Source organism: Streptomyces sp. CT34 (genome assembly GCF_000805335.1).
Lineage (GTDB): Bacteria > Actinomycetota > Actinomycetes > Streptomycetales > Streptomycetaceae > Streptomyces.
Map to the genome: position 1 here is coordinate 325,803 of NZ_KN708638.1, position 20,639 is coordinate 346,441.

At 70.9% G+C, this 20,639-nt stretch carries 18 protein-coding genes; 5 read left to right on the forward strand and 13 right to left on the reverse strand.

Annotated elements, in window-relative coordinates; translation table 11 throughout:
* The 3 genes from RZ84_RS01500 to RZ84_RS01510 form a co-directional block, all read right to left on the reverse strand.
* The coding region (locus RZ84_RS01500) for a glutathionylspermidine synthase family protein (protein ID WP_043268797.1) at positions 1-1,182 on the reverse strand (1,182 nt) is incomplete at its 3' end.
* An 8-nt stretch (positions 1,183-1,190) separates the two neighbouring features.
* Positions 1,191-1,520, reverse strand: a complete 330-nt coding sequence (locus RZ84_RS01505) for a hypothetical protein (RefSeq protein ID WP_043262786.1) — start codon at positions 1,518-1,520, stop codon at positions 1,191-1,193.
* 367 nt (positions 1,521-1,887) lie between these two features.
* On the reverse strand, positions 1,888-2,883 hold the full coding sequence (locus tag RZ84_RS01510; RefSeq protein WP_043262787.1) for a phospholipase D-like domain-containing protein: 996 nt from the start codon (positions 2,881-2,883) through the stop codon (positions 1,888-1,890).
* 834 nt (positions 2,884-3,717) lie between these two features.
* Between RZ84_RS01510 and RZ84_RS01515 the strand changes: the two genes are divergently transcribed.
* Positions 3,718-4,362, forward strand: coding sequence for a TetR/AcrR family transcriptional regulator (locus RZ84_RS01515; protein ID WP_052229680.1), 645 nt, complete (start codon positions 3,718-3,720; stop codon positions 4,360-4,362).
* A 106-nt stretch (positions 4,363-4,468) separates the two neighbouring features.
* On the opposite strand, the gene RZ84_RS01520 is transcribed toward RZ84_RS01515, so the two are convergent.
* A complete protein-coding gene (locus RZ84_RS01520; protein ID WP_241777496.1) occupies positions 4,469-6,022 on the reverse strand; it encodes an MFS transporter in 1,554 nt (517 codons plus the stop codon).
* Positions 6,023-6,107: 85 nt separating this feature from the next.
* Here RZ84_RS01520 and RZ84_RS01525 point away from each other — a divergent pair, with 85 nt between their 5' ends.
* The gene (locus tag RZ84_RS01525; RefSeq protein WP_043262788.1) at positions 6,108-7,028 is read left to right on the forward strand and encodes a LysR family transcriptional regulator; all 921 of its coding nucleotides are present in this window, start codon (positions 6,108-6,110) and stop codon (positions 7,026-7,028) included.
* A 248-nt stretch (positions 7,029-7,276) separates the two neighbouring features.
* Here RZ84_RS01525 and RZ84_RS01530 read toward each other — a convergent pair whose 3' ends face one another.
* Positions 7,277-7,777, reverse strand: a complete 501-nt coding sequence (locus tag RZ84_RS01530; RefSeq protein ID WP_052229681.1) for a nitroreductase family deazaflavin-dependent oxidoreductase — start codon at positions 7,775-7,777, stop codon at positions 7,277-7,279.
* Complete coding sequence (locus RZ84_RS01535; protein ID WP_347232802.1) at positions 7,762-9,012, reverse strand: FAD-dependent oxidoreductase; 1,251 nt, start codon at positions 9,010-9,012, stop codon at positions 7,762-7,764. Before RZ84_RS01535 ends, RZ84_RS01530 begins: the two co-directional genes overlap by 16 nt.
* 277 nt (positions 9,013-9,289) lie before the next feature.
* Between RZ84_RS01535 and RZ84_RS01540 the strand changes: the two genes are divergently transcribed.
* The gene (locus tag RZ84_RS01540) at positions 9,290-10,663 is read left to right on the forward strand and encodes a cytochrome P450 (RefSeq protein ID WP_052229683.1); all 1,374 of its coding nucleotides are present in this window, start codon (positions 9,290-9,292) and stop codon (positions 10,661-10,663) included.
* On the opposite strand, the gene RZ84_RS01545 is transcribed toward RZ84_RS01540, so the two are convergent.
* Complete coding sequence (locus RZ84_RS01545) at positions 10,632-11,225, reverse strand: hypothetical protein (RefSeq protein WP_052229684.1); 594 nt, start codon at positions 11,223-11,225, stop codon at positions 10,632-10,634. The genes RZ84_RS01540 and RZ84_RS01545 overlap by 32 nt on opposite strands.
* Before the next feature lie 96 nt (positions 11,226-11,321).
* Between RZ84_RS01545 and uppS the strand changes: the two genes are divergently transcribed.
* Positions 11,322-12,137: a polyprenyl diphosphate synthase gene (gene uppS, locus RZ84_RS01550; RefSeq protein ID WP_078893490.1), complete on the forward strand. Its 816-nt coding sequence runs from the start codon at positions 11,322-11,324 to the stop codon at positions 12,135-12,137.
* 3 nt (positions 12,138-12,140) lie between these two features.
* On the opposite strand, the gene RZ84_RS01555 is transcribed toward uppS, so the two are convergent.
* From RZ84_RS01555 to RZ84_RS01565, 3 genes are read right to left on the reverse strand one after another with little or no spacing between them, the layout of a single operon-like run.
* Positions 12,141-12,635 (reverse strand): hypothetical protein, encoded by a 495-nt coding sequence (locus tag RZ84_RS01555; protein ID WP_043262789.1) that lies wholly within the window; start codon positions 12,633-12,635, stop codon positions 12,141-12,143.
* Positions 12,632-12,991: a DUF6114 domain-containing protein gene (locus RZ84_RS01560; protein WP_052229685.1), complete on the reverse strand. Its 360-nt coding sequence runs from the start codon at positions 12,989-12,991 to the stop codon at positions 12,632-12,634. Before RZ84_RS01560 ends, RZ84_RS01555 begins: the two co-directional genes overlap by 4 nt.
* Positions 12,991-13,575, reverse strand: coding sequence for a DUF6230 family protein (locus tag RZ84_RS01565; protein WP_157878742.1), 585 nt, complete (start codon positions 13,573-13,575; stop codon positions 12,991-12,993). Before RZ84_RS01565 ends, RZ84_RS01560 begins: the two co-directional genes overlap by 1 nt.
* 340 nt (positions 13,576-13,915) lie before the next feature.
* Between RZ84_RS01565 and RZ84_RS01570 the strand changes: the two genes are divergently transcribed.
* The gene (locus RZ84_RS01570; RefSeq protein ID WP_052229686.1) at positions 13,916-15,715 is read left to right on the forward strand and encodes a hypothetical protein; all 1,800 of its coding nucleotides are present in this window, start codon (positions 13,916-13,918) and stop codon (positions 15,713-15,715) included.
* 31 nt (positions 15,716-15,746) lie between these two features.
* On the opposite strand, the gene RZ84_RS01575 is transcribed toward RZ84_RS01570, so the two are convergent.
* The 3 genes from RZ84_RS01575 to katG all read right to left on the reverse strand — a co-directional run bounded on the left by RZ84_RS01575 (position 15,747) and on the right by katG (position 20,521).
* Positions 15,747-16,724, reverse strand: a complete 978-nt coding sequence (locus RZ84_RS01575; protein ID WP_052229687.1) for a phosphatase domain-containing putative toxin — start codon at positions 16,722-16,724, stop codon at positions 15,747-15,749.
* 175 nt (positions 16,725-16,899) lie between these two features.
* The gene (locus RZ84_RS01580; RefSeq protein ID WP_043262792.1) at positions 16,900-18,231 is read right to left on the reverse strand and encodes a cytochrome P450; all 1,332 of its coding nucleotides are present in this window, start codon (positions 18,229-18,231) and stop codon (positions 16,900-16,902) included.
* 73 nt (positions 18,232-18,304) lie between these two features.
* A complete protein-coding gene (gene katG / locus RZ84_RS01585; protein WP_043262793.1) occupies positions 18,305-20,521 on the reverse strand; it encodes a catalase/peroxidase HPI in 2,217 nt (738 codons plus the stop codon).
* Positions 20,522-20,639 lie beyond the last annotated feature (118 nt).

Below are 20,639 nucleotides of genomic sequence, written 5' to 3' on the forward strand. Positions count from 1 at the left end.
GAGGTGCGGCAGGAAGCGGGCGTACCCGTCGGTGACCAGGCCCGCTGATTCGCGGATACCCAGCCCCGCGGCCTCGTCCTCGACGACCCAGGTGCCGAGCACCACCCGGTTGCCGTCGAAGTCGGGCAGTGGCGCCAACTCCTGGTAGCAGCAGGGCTCTTCGGGCCGCGCCGGGGCGGATCCCGGCGGGTGGACGGCGACGCCCGCGCCCTCCCTGCCCAGCAGGGGCTTGGCGACATAGCCGGGGCCGTCCGGGGCGGCCAGGTCGCGGGGGCCGTCCAGGTAGGCGGGCAGGAGGTTGGGGTGGCCGGGGAAGAGTTCCCAAAGGATGGCCAACAGCGCCTTGTTGGAGAGCAACATCTTCCAGGCGGGCTCGATCCACAGGGTGCTGCCGGTGGTGCCGCCGTTGTCGAGGGTGTCCAGGACGTGCGAGCCGAAGGCGTCGGTGGCCAGCCACTCCCAGGGGTAGAGCTTGAAGCAGGCCCGGATGAAGCGCAGCCGCCGGTCGACGAAACGGCCGGAGAGCCGGTCCCAGCCGATCTCCTCCATGGCGATCGCCTCGGTCGTCAGGCCCGCCTGCTCGGCCGTTTCGCGCAGGTAGGCGACCGTCATCAGGTCCTCCCCCAGCTCGTCGGCGGCCGAGTGCGCGAAGTGCAGCGGGGAGCCGGGCGGCAGCAGGGCCGCCTGCCGTTTCCAGGCGTCGACCAGCCGCTCGTGCAGCGAGTTCCACTGGTCGGCGGCCGGGAACCGGTCCTCCATCCAGAACCACTGCGGGCTGGCGGCCTCCACGAGGGAGGTGGGGGTGTCGGCGTTGTACTCCAGCATCTTGGCCGGGCCCGTGCCGTCGTAGCGGAGGTCGAAACGTCCGTAGAGGGAGGGGAGTTCGGCCCTGCGGCGCCATGCCTCGGCGACCCTGGCGGCCAGCCGCGGATCGGTGATGCCGAGGTCGGCGAACCGGTCGTGGGTGACGATGTGCTCGGCGGCGGCCAGGCACATGCCGTGCAGTTCCTCGACAACCTCCTCCAGCGACTCGATCTCGGCGGCCGAGAAGGAGTAGTACGCGCTCTCGTCCCAGTAGGGGCGCAAGGAGTCGTCGGGGTAACGGGTGAGGGGGTAGATCAGGCCCTGGGCCTCGACGGTGGTCTGCCAGTCGGGGCGGGGCTCGATGGTGTGGCGGCGCATTGTTGCGGTCAGCCGCCCGAGGAGCCGTGCCCGAAGCCGAAGCCCCCGCGCTCCACCGCGCTCTTGCTGAAGCTGCCGCCGTTGGCGTAGCGACCGGAGCCGCCGGTGCCGTAGTACCACCGCCCGACAGGGGCGCCGTGCGGCCCCTTCCCCTCGCACTGCGAGGGGCTGAGCACGCGATACCCCTGAGCCTTGTCATGACTTTTGGGGTCTACGCAGCGTTTGTCCGGTTCGCTTCCGCAGGAGGTGAGGGCGGCGGCGAGCACCCCCATCCCGCCGAGGATGACGGCGCCGGAGCGCAGCCGCCGCACCGTGTCCGAATCCGTCTTCCGCGCCACTGCAACCCCCGTCGATCTGTATACGAACACTTGCGCCCACCCACCCTACGACCCCGCCCTGCCGGGGGACGCAGGGAGGTCCGGCAATGATCCGAGGGTGACAACCGACACAGCAGCCCCCGGCCCCCGGCCCCCGGCCACCGGCCCCCGGCCACCAGGCAGGGGCCTCGGAGCCCGGGCAGGATGAACGTCGCTCACGGGCCGGGGCATCATCGGACCGGCGCGCGCCCCGGCCGGCTCGGGCCCTGGATCGCCGTCTGAAGTGTTCAGCCGGCGATCCGAGGAGTCGGCAGCCGGGCGGGGCGTCGCAGCCGAGGGACCGATGAACGTTCGGATCGGTCGTGCCGGCCACTGGGGCCGTGGTGGGTCAGACCCTGCCGGAGCCCTTTTGGAAGTCGGCGCTGAACGCCTTCTCGATGCCGCTGACGATCGCGGAGTCGGAGACGATGAGGCCGAGTTCGCGGTTGTGGTTGAGCGAGTTGCTGGAGAAGTTCTCCGAGCCGGCGAACACCTTCGCGGAGGACTTGCCGTAGTCGGCGACGATCGCTTTGGCGTGGATGTAGTAGCCGGTGGGGCTCGTGAAGGTGGCCACCTTGCCGCCGGCGGCAGTCACCTTCTTGAGCTGCTTGCTGTACTTCGAGGACTTGTTCTCGGCGACGACGCGCACGGCGACACCACGCTTGGCGTCCGCGACGATCGCGTTCACCAGCACGGCGTCGCCGAACTCCTCCTGCTGGACGTCGAGGCTGTGCTTCGCCCCCTTGATCAGGGCCAGCAGGTGGCTCTGCGAGTCGGTGGGCGACCAGACCAGGTCGGTGCCGTCGGACGGGGTGACGGAGGTCTTCGCGAAGTCGGCGTTGAAGACCTTCTCTATCGCCGCGACATCGGCCTTGTCGGTGTCGAAGACGCCGTAGTCACGCGAGGCCTTGTAGTACTTCGTGTCGAAGTTGCCGGTGCTGATGTACGACTTGGCGCCGTCGACCGTGATCGTCTTCTGGTGGGTGTAGGTGTACTCCGAGGACGAGTACGTCACCCCGGCTCCGGCCGCGGACAGCGCCTTGTAGGCGGCGCCGTCGATGGACGCGTGCTGGGAGTCGAAGACCACGCGGACCTTCACGCCCGCCTTCTGCTTCTTCACCAGGTCGTTGACGAGGGTGGTGTCGCGCAGCTCGTAGATCGTCACGTCGACCGACTTCTTCGCCGAGTTGACGAAGTCGTAGATCGCGCCCTCTTTCTGGTCCGGCAGGATCACCAGGGAGAAGGGGCTTGCGGCGTGGGCGGTGGCGGTGGCCGGCACGACGACAGCCACCGCAGCCAAGGTGCCTGCGGCCAGGGTGGGTATGAGACGGCGGGTGGGGGTCACCGGAACTCTCCTGACGTAGTGAGGGGGATGCGCTCAACGCGCGTAGCGCACCCCAGTAAGACACAGCGCCGTTGCTTGCTGAAGCCCAGTTGAGTGAACAGAAGGGCAGCGTTGTGCAAAGCAGCCCCTGCGCCCCCTTCGGAATCAACTGCCCCTGGAATAGGCGAAGTTAGGGCAGCACGCCATGAGGTAGGCCCGCCGGACGACTTGACCTGCATCGTCGGACCGATGCTGCCACCGGCCCGGACCAACGGCCTGGCAACGCCGATCCGAGCCGCGGTTCCACTCTCGGGACGAGCCGCGCGGCCTGCCCACCGCAGCACCCGGCTCGATGACGTTGCCGCTACGCAAGGCGCGAAGCCACCGTCGGATCATGGAGATCCCAGGGAAGCTGGAGAATGGTGGTCACCTTGCGCATACCGAGGAAGTCAGCAATTATCCGGACAATGTGGGGGCTGGGCAGACCACCAGGTAGCTGACGGAAATGTGGTGCACGGCGTGAGCTCGGGTGAGTCACCCCCGTCTGCGGCGTCACGGCTCGAACTCCACCGTCCGCACTCCTCGTTCCGTTCCGGTCCCGAGGCGAGGCGGTGCGGCGAAGAGGGGCGTTCCGGTGGGTGGTTGGGCGCGGGAGGCTACGGAACACCGCGACTCCCCCGCTGTCGGCCGCCCCCAATCTCGCCCTTCACCGTTCCCGCCGTTGGCTGTTCAGGTATGTCGCCTTCGTTGAGCAGCAAGGCTTCCGGTTCATTAAGCAGCAAGGCTTCCGGCGTTATCTGCCAGGTGTATTATGTCAAGCGTATTGGTAGAGGGCCCACGGAGAAGAAACCAACGATGCCGAAGCAGGTGGATCACCACGAACGCCGCGAAGTGATCGCCCGAGCACTGTGGCGGGTGGTGGAGCAGCACGGCGTCTCGCACCTGTCCCTGCGCGAGGTCGCGAAGGAGGCGGGCATCTCCCACGGGGCGTTGCAGCACTACTTCACCTCCCGGGAGGCGATGCTCTGCTTCGCCATGGACCTCGCGTCCGAGCAGAAATCACTGCGTGTCAGCAGGGGCCTCAAGGAACTCGGCGACCAGCCGCACCCCCGCGACGTGCTTCGGGTGATGCTCACGGAGATGCTCCCGCTGCACGCCGACGCCCGCGCGGCCAGCCGGATGAGCGCCGCCTACGTTCTGGAGGCGCTGCACAACGAGAACATCCACGCTCAGGCGCGCGACGGCCTCGCCCAAGGGCGCCTGGTCGTTGAGCAGTTGATCCGTGAGGCGATCGCCGACGGGCACATCAGCTCCGATCGCGATCCGGTGGCCGAGACCAATCTGCTCCTCGCCCTCACCGGCTTCACCACCCTCCTCGAACTGGACGTGGTCGCGCCTCAGGAGGCGCTCACCGCTGTCGACCAGTATCTGAGCAGGCTGTTCGGTAGAAACGATCAGAGCGAGGGAGATGAGGGCGGGGGCGGCCACGGCGGGAGGTGAGGCTCGACGTGGTCCGAGCGCGCGGTGCCGGCCATGAGGTGGTGGTCTGGCGAGCGCCCCCCGCCCCCGCAGTGACCACACGAGCCGTCAGTGACCACACGAGCCGTCAGGAAAGGGTGTGCTCCCGCCGTGCCCGGCACCGCCAGGTCAGCACCGCCATCGCGATGAGGGCGACCAGGACGGCGATGACGCGGTAGCCGGCGGACAGCGCGTGGGTGAACGCCTCGACCATGGCGGTGTGTTGGGCTGTTCCCGGGTGGCCGGTGGCCGTCATCGCGTCCGATGTCGAGTGCGCGTGGGCGGCGACGATGGTCGGCAGGTGGGCGAGGAACCGGGTGGTGACGACGGTGGCGACCACGGCGATGCCGACGGCGCTGCCGATCTCGCGGGCGGTGCTGTTGAGGGCGGAGCCCAGGCCGCTTTGGGCCTTGGGCAGGGCGGCGACGATGCCGCTGGACAGCGGCGGGGTGGCCAGGCCCATGCCGCCGGCCATGACCAGCAGGTCGATCGCGTACATCCAGTACGGCGTCGCGCCATCCGCCAGGGACAGCAGCCAGAGCCCGGCGACGATCAGCGTCATCCCCAGGGCCACCACCCGGCGCGTGCCCCAGCGGGCGGCCAGCCGTGCGGCGCGGGGCGAGACCAGTTTCATGCACAAACCTTGCGGCAGGAGCGCCAGGCCCGTCTCCAGGGCGCTGAACCCCTTGGCGTAGTGCAGGTACTGGGCGTTGAGAAAGAAGAGGCTGAACATGCCCAGGTAGGCGCCCGCCACCCCGAGTGTGCCGGAGCCCACCGCGGGCGTCTTGAGCAGCCGTGGGTCGAGCAGGGGGTGGTCGCTGCGCAGGGCGTGCGCGACGAACAGCGCGCCGGCAAGGAGGAGTTCGGCGAGTGCGCCGAGGACGGGGGTTGAGGTCCAGCCCAGTTCGCGTCCCTCGATCAGGCCGAAGAGCAGCGCCGTGAGCATGGCGATCAGCAGCAGTGTGCCGAGCGCGTCGGGCCGGGCGGCGTGGCGCTCGGTGGCCGGGGCGTGCCGGGCGGCCAGCGCGGCGAGCAGGACGGCGGCCGGGACGAACAGGGCGAAGAACACGGGCCAGGAGAAGAACTGCAAGGTGGCGCCCGCGACGAGGTTGCCCAGCATGCCGCCCAGGCCGGTCGCGCCCGACCAGGCGCCCACCGCCTTGCCGCGCTCACGGGGCGGGGTGACCGCGAGTGAGAGGGCGAGGGTGGCGGGCATGACCAGTGCCGCGCCGAGGCCCGCGACGGCTCGGCCGACGAGGAGGACCGGGACGCTCGGGGAGAGCGCGCAGTCCAGGCAGCCGAGGCCGAACACGACGAGCCCGCCGATGAGTACCGGTTTGCGGCCGAGGTGGTCGCCCAGTGCCCCGGCGGGGATGAGGAGTCCGGCGAAGACGAGCAGGTAGATGTCGACGATCCACACCGTCTGCGTCGCGGACGGATGCAGGCTGCTCCCGGACAGCTGGGGAATCGCCAGGTTGACGCCGGAGACCATGGCCTGGATGGCGATGACGGCGGTGTTCATCAGGCGCGGCACGGTGCGCCGTGCCGCCGGGCAGGGCGCCGGGTCCGTTGCCCGGCGTGGATACGGCCCGGGAATCCTGCCGGGGTCCTTCCGGTCGGCGGGTGTCTCTGCGCTGTGCACGGTCACTTTCCTTCCCGTCTGGGGTGTGCGGACGACCGTAGAAATCCGGCAACATAACTTCAAATGCAGGCAGTTGATAAATAGGATGCGTTCCGTGCATGTGAAATTGGATCTCAATCTGCTGGTGGCCCTCGACGCCCTGTTGGAGGAGAGTTCGGTCACCGGCGCCGCCGATCGCCTGGGCGTCTCCGAGCCGGCGATGAGCCGCACGCTGGGGCGCATACGCAGGGCCGTCGAGGACCCCGTTCTGGTGCGGGCCGGCCACGCCATGCAGCCCACCCCGCGCGCCGTGGCCATGCGCAGCGAAGTGCGCGCCCTGGTGCAGCGGGCCCGCTGTGTGCTCGCCCCGGCCGGCGAACTGGACCTTCAGGCCCTGAAGCGCACCTTCACCCTCTGCGCCAACGACGCGATGGTCACCTCCGTCGGCGACCATCTGCTCTCCTGCGTCGAGGACGAGGCCCCGCAGGTGACATTGCGCTTCCTGGCCGAACCCGCCGGTGACCACACGGGATTGAGGGACGGCAGCATCGATCTGGAGATGGGCGTGCTCGGCTCGCTCGCCCCCGAGGTGCACACCGAAGTCCTCACCACCGACCACTCCGTCCTGGTCATGCGGGCCGACCACCCCCTGGCCACGGGAGAGCTCAGCGCCGAGCGGGTGGCCGGCGCACGCCACATCGTCACCTCGCGCCGGGGACGCCTCACCGGGCCGCTGGACGACGCGCTGGCCGCACTGGGGCTCAGCCGCCGCGCCGCCGTCGCCGCCCCCACCTTCGCGGCCACGCTCCTGATGCTGGCCAACCGGCACGACATGGTGGGCCTGTTGCCCTGGCGCCAGTACCGCACCACCGTGCACAACCTCGGGCTGATCACCCGGGAGCTGCCGCTGTCCCTGCCCCCGTTGCAGCTCTCCCTGGCCTGGCACCCGCGCGACGACGCCGACCCCGCCCACCAGTGGCTGCGCTCCCGTATCCGGCAGTCGGTCAGGGCCGTCCTGACTCCGTGACTGCGGACGAGGCGATCGGCGTGCGCCGGGCTCGGAGGCCACAGCTGTCTTCTGACCGGCGGCGGTGATCAGGCTGATGCCCGTGCGCGGAGCGGGCTCACGGGTTGGGACAGTTACGGCAACGGCCCTGTGGGCGGCTGTACTTGGGGCGGCATGACACGTCCTCGGACACGGGCGAGGTCGGGAGCGGCGGCCGGGTGGAGAGTGTTCTGACGGGTGCACCCGACAGGAGTGGGTTTGCGTGAGCGTCAGGCGGAGGGGGTCAGACGGAAGACGCGGAGGGGTCTTCCTTTGGCGCGGGCGGCGTAGTGGTCGTAGACCGGGAGGGCGGCAAGGATTCCGGGGCGTTCGGCCTGCGTCTCCGCGGGGGTGAGGAGGCGGGCGGTGACCGGGTGATCGCGGCCATCGCTGGTCACCGTGGCCGACGGGTGGCGCAGGAGGTTGTCGCTCCACAACGGGTGGTGCGGTCGGCCGAAGTTGGAGGCGATGACGAGCCAGGAGCCGTCCGGGTAGCGGTAGGCGCAGACCGGGGTGGCGTGCGCATGGCCGTGGGGATGCCGGGTGGTGAGCAGGATGGTGGGGAGGAAGAGGTGGCTGGGCATCCAGTGCCCGCGGGTGGCTCGGTGGGCCAGGCGGTCGCATACGGGTAGCAGGCGGGGTGCGAGCCTGGAGAACAGGCGGGTGCGGCCGATGCGGCTGATGAGGGGGTGGACGGGTCGCGTCCGCTCGCCGGTCATGCCGTCGGCCATCGGGCAAAGGCCCGTTCCGCCATGGCGGTTATGGTGAGTGCGGGGTTGCAGCCGAGGTTGGTGGGGACGGCGGAGGCGTCCGCGATGTGCAGGCCCGGGTAGCGGTGGACGCGGTGGTGGACGTCCATGACGCTGGTGCCCGGATCGTCGCCGAGTGGGCATCCGCCCAGCAGGTGGGCGGTGAAGGGGAGCCGGAGCAGCGGGCCCCACCACACGGCGTGGGTGCGACCTCCGACGTGCTCGGCGTAGCGGCGGGCCACCGCGCGGGCCGCGGCCAGGCTCACCGGTTCGGCCGGGCCCTCGCCCGGTGCGAAGGTCATCCGTCCCCACCGGTAGCGGCTGGTGAGGCTGGAGTTGGTGCGCTCCATGGCGAACAGCAGGGCGGTGTGCGGTCCGAACCGGCGCACAGGTGGGAGGAACGCGGCGCCCAGCGGATGGAGCTTGGGGCCGAGGCGGCCGAGTTGGACCAGGGTGCGGTCGTCGGGGCGCAGTGCGGAGCCGATGACGACTCCGGATCCCACGCCGGCATCGGGGTCCGAGACGGCGAGTGGCACCTCCCGGTTGGTGCGGGTGCCCGTGCCCAGGGCGGGAGAGAGGTCGGGCAGGGTACCGGCGGCCCGGCTGCGGTGCAGGAGCTCCACCGTGCCCCAGGCGCCGGCGGCCAGCACCACCTGCTCGGCATCGAGCATCTCGCCCCGTCCGCGGACCAGCGCGTCCGACCGGACGGTGCGGAGCCGCCAACCGCCGTCCGGCCGCGGGTGGAGCGATATGACGGTGGTGCGGGGGCGGATCTGGGCCCCCAACTGCTCGGCGAGATGAAGGTAGTTCTTCATCAGGGTGTTCTTGGCGCCGACCGGGCAGCCGGTGAGACAGCGTCCGCATCCGGTGCAACCGGTACGGCTGGGACCCCGGCCGTCGAAATACGGGTCGGCGGCGGACATCCCCGGGGGTCCGAAGTACACGCCGACCCGGGTGGGATGGAAGGTGGTGGTCACCCGCAGGTCGTCCGCGACCCGCCGCAACGCGCCGTCGCCTCCGGCGTCACGGTCGGGCAGAGGCACGGTCGTGGTGCCCAGCATGCGTTCCGCGAGGTCGTAGCAGGGGGCGAGCTCGGCCGGCCAGTCGACCGACGGGTCCCAGCCGGGTGCGCGGAAGACCTCGGGCTCCGGACGGTAGTGCACCCCGGCGTAGGCGAGGGAGCCGCCGCCCACGCCGACGCCCGTGAGGGTCAGCAGCCTGCGGCGCGCGGACCTGGATGATGCCGGACATCCGCAGCCTCGGCGCCCACACCAAGCGGTGCAGCTGCCAGGGGGACCGGGCGAAGTCGGCGTCGGCGAAGCGGCGGCCGGCCTCCACGACGGTCACGCGGTACCCCTTCTCGGTGAGCCGCAGTGCGGCTACCGAACCGCCGAAGCCGGAACCGACAACTACCACTACCCCAGCTTTCGACACGCCGGGTATCATATCAACAGCACAGCGTCACATGTGCAACTTCGCGGGGGAGGTGGCCCGTTGAGCATCCCGACCGCGCCCTGGGGTGTGCCGGCGATCGGGCACGGTGCACAACTCTGGTTCCGACCCCTGGAGTTCATGACCGGACTCAACGCACTCGGTCCGCTGGTGCGCTTCTCCCCCGGACTCCGTCCCTGCTACCTGGTCACCGCCCCTGAGCTGATGCACCGGATGCTCGTCACCGATGCCCGCGACTTCGTCAAGGGGAGGCTCACCGACAGCGCGGGCCCGCAGATCGGGGTGAGCCTGGTGATGGACATGGAGTTCCCCGGACTGGCTCCCTCCGCCGCGCACCGCCGCCACCGTCGCGCCATCCAGCCGGCCTTCCATCCCCATCGGCTCGCGGGGCAGGTGGAGTTCGCGGTCCGGGCCACCGAGGAAGGACTCGCCGCTTGGCGCCCCGGACACCCCCTTCGCCTCGAACGGGAGCTGCTGGCGCTCGCCAACCGCATTGCCGCACACGCCTTCTGCGGCGAACCCGTCGACGAGGTGGCCGCTTCGCTCTCGGCGGTGCAGGCGCATCTCGTGGCCGGCCTGTACTGGCGGACGGTCGCCCCGCTGTGGACCCAGCGGGTGCCGGCGCCCGGCACCGGCGGGTTCGTACGGGCCCGGGCCAGGCTGCGCGCCGCGATCCGCGAGGCGCTGCGAGCCCGCCGCAGTTCACCGGAACGGGACGACGGCGACGTCCTGTCGGCGCTGGTGCGCTGCCGCTATCCGGAGGGCGGCGGGCTCGACGACGCACAGGTCGTCCGGGAGGTGTTCTTCTACCTGGTCGCGGGGGCCCATGGGGTCGGTGACGTGCTGCCGTGGGTGTTCCACGAGCTGGCCGCCCACCCGGAGGTGGAACACCGGCTCCACCGGGAGCTCACCTGCGTGCTCGGGGGACGGCGGGTCGGGGCGGACGACCTGTCGAAGCTGGTGTACACCCGCCGCGTCGTGCTGGAGGCACTGCGCCGCTACCCACCGGTGTGGCTGCTGGGGCGGCGCACGATCGACGAGATGGAGTTCGGCGGCGTCCGCCTGCCCGCCGGTACGGACCTCGCCTGGTCGGCGTACGCACTGCACCACCACCCGGAGCACCATCGCGACCCGTACCGGTTCGACCCCGACCGCTGGCTTCCCGAGCGGGCGCGGGCCGTCGCCCCCTGCGCCCACGTCCCCTTCGGTGCCGGACCGCGCAGGTGCATCGGCGAGCGGATGGCGATGAACCAGATGCTCGCCGTGGTGGCCACGATCGCCGCCCGGTGGCGGCTGCGGGCCGTGCCGGGCGGCGTCCCCGTCAGGCCGTCGGCGCGGATCTTCCTGCACCCGCGGGCGATGCCGATGGTGGCCGAGCCCCGGCTCAGCCGGACAGCCACAGCACCACGGCGGTGAGCCCGGCGCCCAGCGCCCCGCCCGCCCACACCTGACGCACGGTATGCGCTCCGAGCCGCACCCGCGACCAGCCGATGAGCGCCAGCAGGGGGACCCCGGCCACCGCACACCACCCGCTCACCTCGACAGCGAGCAGGGCGACCCCGCCCGCTGCGGCGCTGGTGTGCAGCGACACCTTGCCCCGGCGGGTGCACACCAGGAACGCCGCGCCGCCCAGCGGGGCGAGCGCCGCCGGTACCAGCAGTTCCCGGGGGGCGCCGAGCCACCAGCAGGCCAGCCACACCACCAGGGCACCGCCCGTGGCGCAGGCGAGCGGCAACGGGCGTTCGGCCCGGCGGCTCAGTTCCCAGTCCGACCACCAGCCCCGGCGCACCCCCAGGGCGATGACCGTCACCCCCAGCACCGCACACCCGGCGACGACGATTCCCCATGCGTAGAGTGCCGCCCGCCAGCTGAGTGCGCAGCCGGCGGCCACGGGCAGCACGGGGGGCGCGAACAGCCTGCCCGTCCAGAGGGCCAGTCGGTCGGGCGCGCCACCGCTGCGCGTGCGCTTGTCTGCCACAACTCACCAACGATTCGCCCAACCGGATGGTTTGCGGCATACCGCGTCCACCTTCCAGGTAACGCTCCAAACGGGTGCGCGGAGAGGGGGTAGTTGATGTCCCGACTCTCGAACTGGCGGATATCCGCGGCGGCGTGGCTGCTCCGTGGCGTTGACGCCCGGTCCCAAGGGGAACACGTGGTCGTGCCGCGGCCCCCGGCCGGGAACCGCCGCCCCCGGCATATCGCCATCATCATGGACGGCAACGGGCGATGGGCCACCGCCCGAGGGCTGCCGCGGATCAAGGGCCACGAGGCGGGAGTGCGCGCCGTGCGGTCCGTGCTGGACGCGGCACTCGACGAGGGGGTCGGCCATCTGTCGCTCTTCGTCTTCTCCACCGAGAACTGGCGCCGGCCCGAGGCCGAGGTGGTGGCCCTGATGCGGCTGGCCACCGACAGTATGCGGTCCATGGCCGAGTACACCGATCGCGGCCTTCGCCTGAGGTGGTGCGGGGTACAGACAGGGCTGGCTCCCGAAGTGGTCGAGGCGCTGGGCGAGGCGGAGCTGCGGACCCGGCACGGCCGGTCGATGACGGTCGTCTTCTGCCTCAACTACGGTGGCCGTGCCGAGATCACCGGGGCGGCTGCGGCGCTGGCCCGCTCCACGTTGGCCGGGCGGCTGGAACCGGATGCCATCGACGAGCAGGTCTTCGCCCGCTATCTGCTGCTGCCCGACCTGCCCGATGTGGACATGCTCGTCCGTACCTCGGGAGAGCAGCGGATCTCCAACTTCCTGCTGTGGCAGTCGGCCTATGCGGAGTTCTTCTTCGTGGAGACCCTCTGGCCCGACTTCACCGGTGACCAACTACGCCTCCTCATCAGGGCGTTCGCCGCCCGCAAGCGGCGGTTCGGCGCGGCGCCCGAGACCCGGTGACGGTCACCGGTGCTGTACGACTTCCCGGAGCCGGCCGCCCGGTACGGAGAAGCCGTCGACGGTGGCGGTCACATCGGTCAGAGCCAGCGGCGGAGCGGCGGCGGCCGGCAGCGGCAGCGTGGCGTCCCAGTGCACCGGCAGTACGCCGAACAGCCGGCCGCTGACGGCCGCGAGATCCACCTCGGCGGCACCGGGGAGTTCGGCACGGGCGCACTCCACCGTGACATCGCCTTCGGGGGTGCGCGCGGTGACCCGCGCCCCGGTGAGAGCGAGGCGGGCGAACCGGCAGTGCAGCGGCGGGTGCCGGCCGTCCGCCCGCCGGACGCACCGGGCGGGTCCGGCGCTGACGGTCCGGGCCCGCACCGTCAGCGGCGCGGACGCCGGGGACGCCAGATACGCCGCGGTCACCGGGGACCGGCCGACCGCCGGTGCCGGCCCGGGTCCCGAGATGACCGCGCCGCTGAGCAGGACCGTCACCGCCCACCCGATCCGCTTCACGTGGGCTCCGGGTCAGCGGGCGGTAGCCAGGCGAATCCCCACACGCCGCCGGCGCCGGCCAGGACACTGCCCACCAGCATGCCTCCCACATTGCAGGTCACCAGGGCGACCAGCGCGAGCGCCAGCACCACCAGGCCCAACGGCGTGTGGAACTGCGGGTGCGTGATCAGCATCAGGGAGGCCGCCAGCAGCGGCACGCTGGTGGAGAACCCCGCGCCGCCGACGATCCCGGCCACGGTCACCGTCGCCGGGGCACCGGAGAACGGCAGCAGCACCAACTCCACCGACCCCAGCACCGCGAGCACGGCAGCGCCCCACGGGCGGCCACGCCGCCACGCCCGGTCACCCGGCCGCATCAGTAGCATTCCGCCCGGCCGGGCCTGACGGTGACGTCCACATCGTGCACCCGGAAGCTGCCCGCCGTGGCGAGCCAGGAGGTGAACCGGGTCCGGGACACCGCCGTATGACCGGCCCGGACACCGATACCGCCCTTCGGCAGGGGCCCCACGCGCAGGCCGGTGAAGGTGGCGTCGGTGCCGCTGACCCGATCACTGTCCACCATCAGCCCCGTGACCTGGGCGGGTGTGGTGCGCCCCGCGGCACCCCGCAGGGTGAAGGAGCCGAGCGGCGTGGGCACCAGCAGGCTGGCGCACAACCCCCGGACCGACGCCCGTTCCGCGCTCACCACCGCCACCGGGTGACGGGTCCCGTCCTGCTCCGGCACGGAATCGGTCACCTCCGTGACCCCGTCGCCCGCCAGTTGCTCGCCGGACACCTTGAACGCACCGCCCGACCCCGCCACGGACACCGCCAACACCCCGTGAGCCACGCAGAGCAGCAATCCGCCGGCAGCGGCCAGCGCTATGACCGAGGCCGCGGCCAGCCGCCGCCGGTCGAGCCGGTGGTCGGTCCGTCCCGCACTGCGCGCATCTTCCACCACGGCCTCATTGAACTATCGAAGGCAGCCCCGGTTGCCCCTGGCAGCCCGGCGCGCGGAGGCCCGCAAGGGCTGCTCGGAGCGCACAGGGGCGCGCGAAACACGCGGAGCCCGGCTGCGGATTCTCCGTCCCGCACCGTACCGAAGGCGCGCCCGCGCGCCGACGGATCCAGCGAATGGCGCGGCGATCAGCAGGACTTGAAGCCTCGACGATCAGCAGCGTCAGGGACACCACGTCCTTGGCGAAAACTCTTGACGCACCCTTCACCGAGATGAAGCATTCCGGGCAAGCGAGCGCTCCCTCCGCCTTCACCGTTCACTTCCTGAACTCGGAGAGTCCCTCATGCCAACTCCCCCCACCAAAGCCGTGGCATCCCCCGGAACCTCCTCCCCCACCCGCCGCACCCTCCTCGGCGCCATGGCCGCTGCCGCCACGGCACCGGCCACGGTCGCCCTGGTCTCCACCGCGTTCGCGCAGCCGGGCGCCGCGCAGCCGCTGCCCGGCGGCGGCGACCTCGGCCCGAACGTGCTGGTCTTCGACCCGTCCACGCCCGGAATCCAGGCGAAGTTGGACCAGGTCTTCCAGCAACAGCAATCCGCACAGTTCGGCACCGGCCGCTACGCGCTGCTGTTCAAGCCCGGCACCTACAGCGGGCTCAACGCCCAGCTCGGCTTCTACACGTCCCTCGCCGGTCTCGGCCTGTCCCCCGACGACACGACCATCAACGGTGATGTGACCGTCGACGCCGGCTGGTTCAATGGCAACGCCACCCAGAACTTCTGGCGCTCGGCGGAGAATCTGGCGCTCAACCCCGCCAACGGCACCAACCGCTGGGCCGTCGCCCAGGCCGCCCCCTTCAGACGCATGCACGTCAAGGGCGGACTCACCCTCGCGCCCAGCGGCGACGGCTGGGCCAGCGGAGGCTATATCGCCGACAGCCGCATCGACGGCACGGTCAGCCCGCGCAGCCAGCAGCAGTGGTACACCCGCGACAGCGCGGTCGGCGGCTGGACCAACGGCGTCTGGAACATGGTGTTCTCCGGAGTGCAGGGCGCTCCCGCGCAGAGCTTCCCCAACCCGCCCTACACCACGCTGGCCACCACCGCGGTCTCCCGGGAGAAGCCCTTCCTCTATCTCTCCGGCAGCGCATACCGGGTCTTCCTGCCCGAGAAGCGCACCGACGCCAGTGGCCCCACCTGGGGCAACGGCACACCACGCGGCACCTCGCTACCGCTCGACCAGTTCTACGTCGCCAAGCCCGGAGTCACCGCGGCCACGCTCAACGCAGCCCTGGCCCAGGGCCTCCACCTGCTCCTGACACCCGGCATCTACCACCTCGACCGCGCACTGGAGGTCGACCGCGCCAACACCGTGGTCCTCGGGCTCGGTTACGCCACCCTCATCCCCGACAACGGTGTCACCGCCGTGCGGGTCGCCGACGTCGACGGGGTCCGGCTGGCCGGATTCCTCATCGAGGCCGGCCCCGTGAACTCTCCCGTCCTCCTCCAGATCGGCCCACAGGGCGCCGCCACCGACCACTCCGCCAACCCCGTCACCGTCCAGGACGTCTTCCTCCGCATAGGCGGCGCCGGGCCCGGCAAGGCCACCACGAGCATCGAGGTCAACAGCCACCACACGATCATCGACCACACCTGGGTCTGGCGCGCCGACCACGGCAGCGGCGTCGGCTGGGACATCAACCGCGCCGACTACGGCATCCGCGTCAACGGCGACGACGTCTTCGCCACCGGCCTGTTCGTCGAGCACTTCAACAAATACGACGTCCAGTGGTACGGCCAGCGCGGTCGCACCGTCTTCTGCCAGAACGAGAAGGCCTACGACGCCCCCGACCAGGCCGCGGTCCAGGACGGCAGCGTCAGGGGCTACGCCGCCTACAAGGTCGGCGACTCCGTAACGACCCACGAGGCATGGGGACTTGGCAGCTACTGCTACTACACCGCCGACCCCGGCATCCGCCAGGACCACGGGTTCGCCGCGCCGCACGCTCCCGGCGTGAAGTTCCACGACCTGCTGGTCATCTCGCTCGGCGGCAAGGGCCAGTACGAGCACGTCATCAACACCACCGGCGCCCCCACTTCGGGCGCCTCCACCACGCCGTCGACAGTCGTCTCCTATCCCTGAGCCCACCGGGACGGGGTGGCCGGCCACTGTCTCAGCGCCCGGCCGCCCAGCGGGAGTACGGGGCCTTGAAACCGTCCGTGTTCTGCTGCACATAGGCGTAGAACACACGGAGGAAGGCCGCCCGTTCACGGGCCTCGGGCTTGTTGGAGTGCGCTTCAGCGGTCAGGTCCTTGCCGCCGATCAGCGCCTGGCGGCGCAGGATGTCGTCGAGGGGGACCCGCCGGGCGTTGCGCATCATGTCGTACATCGCCATGAAGGTGGTGGTGCGCCCCACTCCCGCGCGGCAGTGGAAGTGCAGCCAGGTGCCCTGCGGCAGGCTGCGGACGAGGGCGACGAAGCGATCCACCTCGTTGTCCTGGGGGCGGTGGTGGTCGGGCACGGTGAGCCGGACGTAGCGCCAGCCCGCCTGCTCGACCACATCGGCCTCGGTACGGACCGACTTGGGGTCGCGCACCGGCCCGTCGGGCTTCACCGACTTGCCCGGTATCCAGTCGAAGCTCACCGAGCCGGTCCGCTCCAACTGCTCCTGTCGGCGTTGCTCGTCGGCCAGCACCTGGTCATGGCTCAGCCCGATGTTGGCGTCGTCCTTGTTGCCGAACCAGCTGACCGGCATCCCGTTGACGTACAGGTGTGATTCCTGGCGCAGGTCCACATCGACCACGGGGCCGTGGCCGGCGGGAAGGTGGTCGTTGACCGTCCGCAGGCCGGCGACGGAGAAGACGCCGCTCCCCGAGGCGTGCAGGGTGGCGAGCCCCGTCAGCGACGGGGCCTTGCCGCCCGGCCCTGGCTTGGCCGCGGTATCGGTGACACGGAAGTTCTTCGGCAGTGCAGGGGTGTCGGCGGTGTCGATGATCTGTCGGACCTGTCGTGGAGCCGAGGAACCGCCGGCCGCCGTACCGCCGTGCGCACAGCCCGCCGCGGTCGGCAGTACGGTGAGCGTGGCCAGCAGGGCCGCCAACGCGTCGGTGCGCAGCCGCCGTTGATGGCGCTGCCGTGGATGTCTTGCCATGTGCGTCTCCCCTTCCCCGGGCGTCCGGCCGCCGGGCCGGTGGTGAAGACGGCCCTGAGGGCCGGGAGGTTCGTCCCGACCGGCAATCGGAGCCCGCAATGGCCGGTCCCGCATGGCTGTTGACCGCTGGCGGGAGTGTCGGCGCCCGCCTTGCGAACGGGAGATGCCGTCGTGCCTACCCCGGAATCCGGGGGCTCACGATCATGCGGATGTCATCGGCCGCCCAGAGCACGAAGCGTTCGGTCGGGATCACCTCATGGCCGGGAACCGGCCGGAAGCGGAAGCGCTTGAGGAGTACGGCCAGGACCAGCTCGGCCTCGACCATCGCCAGGCCGGCCCCCTCACAACTGCGCGGACCGAGCCCGAAGGGGATGTAGGCCAGCCTCGGCCGCCCGGCCGTCGCTTCCGGGGTGAATCTCTCGGGAACGAACTTCTCGGGCTCGGGCCAGTGGTCGGGATTCATGTGGACGGCCCAGAACGGATAGAAGATCGTCGCCCCGGCGGGGATTTCGTGGTCTCCCAGGACGAGCGGTTCGGTCGTTTCCCGCGCGCCGTACGGGCCGGGTGGGAAGAGCCGCATCGATTCCTTGAGGACCATCTCCAGATAGGTGAGTCGGCGCAGGTCGGTGTAGGCGGGCGCCGGACGGTCACCGAGCACGCGGTCCAGCTCGTCGGCGACGCGTTCGGCGATCTCGGGGTGCCGTCCCAGCAGATGCAGGGTCCAGGAGATGGCCACCCCGGTCGTGTGGTGGGCGGCCAGCATCGTCACCATGACGGTGTCGCGGATGCGCGCGGGCCGCTCCCCCGCCTCGACGAGCGTCCCGACCAGATCGCTCCGGTCCGTGCGGACGCCGGAACGATGGGCCGCGACCACCTGGTCAACCATGGTGCGCAGATAGGCGAGGGCCGCGTCCGCGCGCTCGGCACGCTCCTGACGTGTGTCCGGGTCGGGCAGTTGATAGAGCCGTCCCAGGTGTTCGGTGAGCACCTCCTCGAACGCGGCGATCACGCCGTCCGGGGCCGCCGCCTCGCCCCCCAGCGCGTATGCGCAGATCATCCGCAGCGACAGCGCGGTGAGGTCCTTCTGCAGTTCGACGGGCTCGCGGCCGGCCGGCCCGTCCTGCCCGGCCCAGCGGTCCGCGAGTGCGGTCGCCAGCTCGGTGAACCGCGCGAAGTGCCGCTCGTGGGAAGGGCGTCCGGCCAGCACCGAGAGCAGCAGGCGCCGCCAGGGGGTGTGCTCCTGGGCCGGGATCACCTGAAGGTTGCCCGCCTCGAACAGCGGGGCCAGGAACGCGAACAGCTGCTCCGGCCGCTCTTCGAGGTGCGCCGTGGCCTCCAGCAGCACGGGGTCGGCGACCGAAACGGCCGTCTGCGTGCCCGGAAGCTGGAACCGCACGACGGGCCCGTACTCGGCGTGCAGCCGCAACTGGTAGTGGTGCAGCCCGCCCGCCGCTGCGATGGCGCCGACCCCGCCGTCCGCCCGCGGCTCGGGACCGGGGATGTTCATGGCCGCTCCTCCTGGCTCGGAACGGAGGACGTCCAGGCCGGCCGGTGCGGGCCGGCCTGGACGTGCCCCATGATCAGGCGAGGTCGAACCGGTCGAGGTTCATGACCTTGTCCCACGCCGCGACGAAGTCCGTCACGAACTTCTCCTTCGCGTCGTCGCTCGCGTAGACCTCGGCGACGGCACGCAGCTCGGAGTTCGAGCCGAAGACCAGGTCGGCGCGGGTGCCGGTCCACTTGACCGCGCCGCCGGCGTCACGGCCCTCGAACTCGTCCTGCGCCGTGGACGTCGACGTCCACGTCGTACCCAGGTCGAGCAGGTTGACGAAGAAGTCGTTGGTCAGCGTGCCCGGCCTGTCGGTGAGGACGCCGTGCCTGGACTGCCCGTGGTTGGCGCCCAGGACCCGCAGACCGCCGACGAGGACGGTCATCTCGGGCGCGCTCAGGGTCAGCAGGTTCGCCTTGTCGAGCAGCAGGTACTCGGCCGGCAGGCGGTTGCCCTTGCCGACGTAGTTGCGGAAGCCGTCCGCGGCCGGCTCCAGCGCGTCGAACGACTCGACGTCCGTCTGGTCCTGGGCGGCGTCCACCCGGCCCGGCGTGAAGGGCACCTCGACGTCGAAGCCGCCGTCCTTGGCCGCCTTCTCGATCGCCGCGCCGCCCGCGAGCACGATCAGGTCGGCCAGCGAAACCTGCCTGCCGCCGGCGGAGTTGAAGGCACCCTGGATGCCCTCAAGTGTGCGCAGCACCAGCGCCAGCTCGTCCGGGTTGTTGACCTCCCAGTTGCGCTGCGGCTCCAGGCGGACGCGGGCGCCGTTGGCGCCACCGCGCTTGTCGCTGCCGCGGAAGGAGGAGGCCGAGGCCCAGGCGGCCGAGACCAGCTGGGAGACCGTGAGGCCGGAGCCGAGGACCTGCTCCTTGAGGGAGGCGATGTCCGCGGCGTCGATCGGCTCACCGGTGCGCTGCGGCAGCGGGTCCTGCCACAGCAGCACCTCGGAGGGGACCTCCGGGCCCAAGTAGCGTGCGACCGGCCCCATGTCACGATGCGTCAGCTTGTACCAGGCGCGGGCGAAGGCGTCCGCGAACTCCTCCGGGTTCTCGTAGAAGCGGCGCGAGATCGGCTCGTAGATCGGGTCGAAGCGCAGCGAGAGGTCGGTGGTGAGCATCGTCGGGAGGCGCTTCTTCGACGGGTCGTGCGCGTCGGGGATGATCGCCTCGGCGTCCTTGGCCACCCACTGGTTGGCGCCGGCCGGGCTCTGGGTCAGCTCGTACTCGTACTCGAAGAGGTTCTTGAAGAACCCGTTGCTCCACCGGGTCGGGGTGGCGGTCCAGGTGACCTCCAGGCCGCTGGTGATCGCGTCGGGGCCGGCACCGGTGCCGTACGAGCTCTTCCAGCCGAGGCCCATCTGCTCCATCGGGGCGCCCTCGGGGTCCGGGCCGACGTTGTCGGCCGGGCCGGCGCCGTGGGTCTTGCCGAAGGTGTGGCCACCGGCGATCAGGGCGACGGTCTCCTCGTCGTTCATCGCCATGCGGCGGAACGTCTCACGGATGTCGCGGGCCGCCGCGATCGGGTCCGGGTTGCCGTTGGGCCCCTCGGGGTTGACGTAGATGAGGCCCATCTGGACCGCGCCGAGCGGGTTCTCCAGCTCCCGGTCCCCGGTGTAGCGCTCGTCGCCGAGCCAGGTGGTCTCGGGACCCCAGTAGACGTCTTCCTCGGCCTCCCACACGTCCGCACGGCCGCCGGCGAAGCCGAAGGTCTTGAAGCCCATCGACTCCAGCGCGACGTTTCCGGTGAGGACCAGCAGGTCGGCCCACGAGATGCTCTTGCCGTACTTCTTCTTGACCGGCCACAGCAGACGGCGGGCCTTGTCGAGGCTGGCGTTGTCCGGCCAGCTGTTGAGTGGCGCGAAGCGCTGCTGGCCGGCTCCGGCGCCGCCGCGGCCGTCGCTGATGCGGTACGTGCCGGCGCTGTGCCAGGCCATCCGGATCATGAGCGGGCCGTAGTTGCCGAAGTCGGCGGGCCACCAGTCCTGCGAGGTGGTCAGCACCTCCGCGATGTCCCGTTTCACTGCCGCGAGGTCCAGGCTCGTGAACGCCTTGGCGTAGTCGAACTCCTCACCGAGAGGGTTCGCCACGGCGGGGTTCTTGGCGAGGATCTTCAGGTTGAGCCGCTCCGGCCACCACTGGCGGTTTCCGCCGCCCTGGGTCGGATGCGGGGCGCGCCCGTGCGCGACCGGACAGCCGCCTGCGCCCTCGGTCGTCGCGTCTTCGGCCTTTGCGTCATGGATCTCAGACATGGGAATCCTTCCGGATGAGGCGGATCACAGTGGTCAGCAACCATCAGCAGTGGAACGGGCGGGGCACAGGCCCCAGTTGGACGGCTCCGGTCTCGTGGACCGGCAGGGCGCCGGCGGC

Coding starts and splice junctions, on each gene's coding strand:
- RZ84_RS01515 (WP_052229680.1), top strand. CDS start 3,718: ATGCCGAAGCAGGTGGATCACCACGAACGCCGCGAAGTGATCGCCCGA.
- RZ84_RS01525 (WP_043262788.1), top strand. CDS start 6,108: ATGCGTTCCGTGCATGTGAAATTGGATCTCAATCTGCTGGTGGCCCTC.
- RZ84_RS01530 (WP_052229681.1), bottom strand. CDS start 7,777: ATGGCCGACGGCATGACCGGCGAGCGGACGCGACCCGTCCACCCCCTC.
- uppS (WP_078893490.1), top strand. CDS start 11,322: ATGTCCCGACTCTCGAACTGGCGGATATCCGCGGCGGCGTGGCTGCTC.
- RZ84_RS01560 (WP_052229685.1), bottom strand. CDS start 12,991: ATGCGGCCGGGTGACCGGGCGTGGCGGCGTGGCCGCCCGTGGGGCGCT.
- RZ84_RS01570 (WP_052229686.1), top strand. CDS start 13,916: ATGCCAACTCCCCCCACCAAAGCCGTGGCATCCCCCGGAACCTCCTCC.
- RZ84_RS01575 (WP_052229687.1), bottom strand. CDS start 16,724: ATGGCAAGACATCCACGGCAGCGCCATCAACGGCGGCTGCGCACCGAC.
- RZ84_RS01580 (WP_043262792.1), bottom strand. CDS start 18,231: ATGAACATCCCCGGTCCCGAGCCGCGGGCGGACGGCGGGGTCGGCGCC.
- katG (WP_043262793.1), bottom strand. CDS start 20,521: ATGTCTGAGATCCATGACGCAAAGGCCGAAGACGCGACGACCGAGGGC.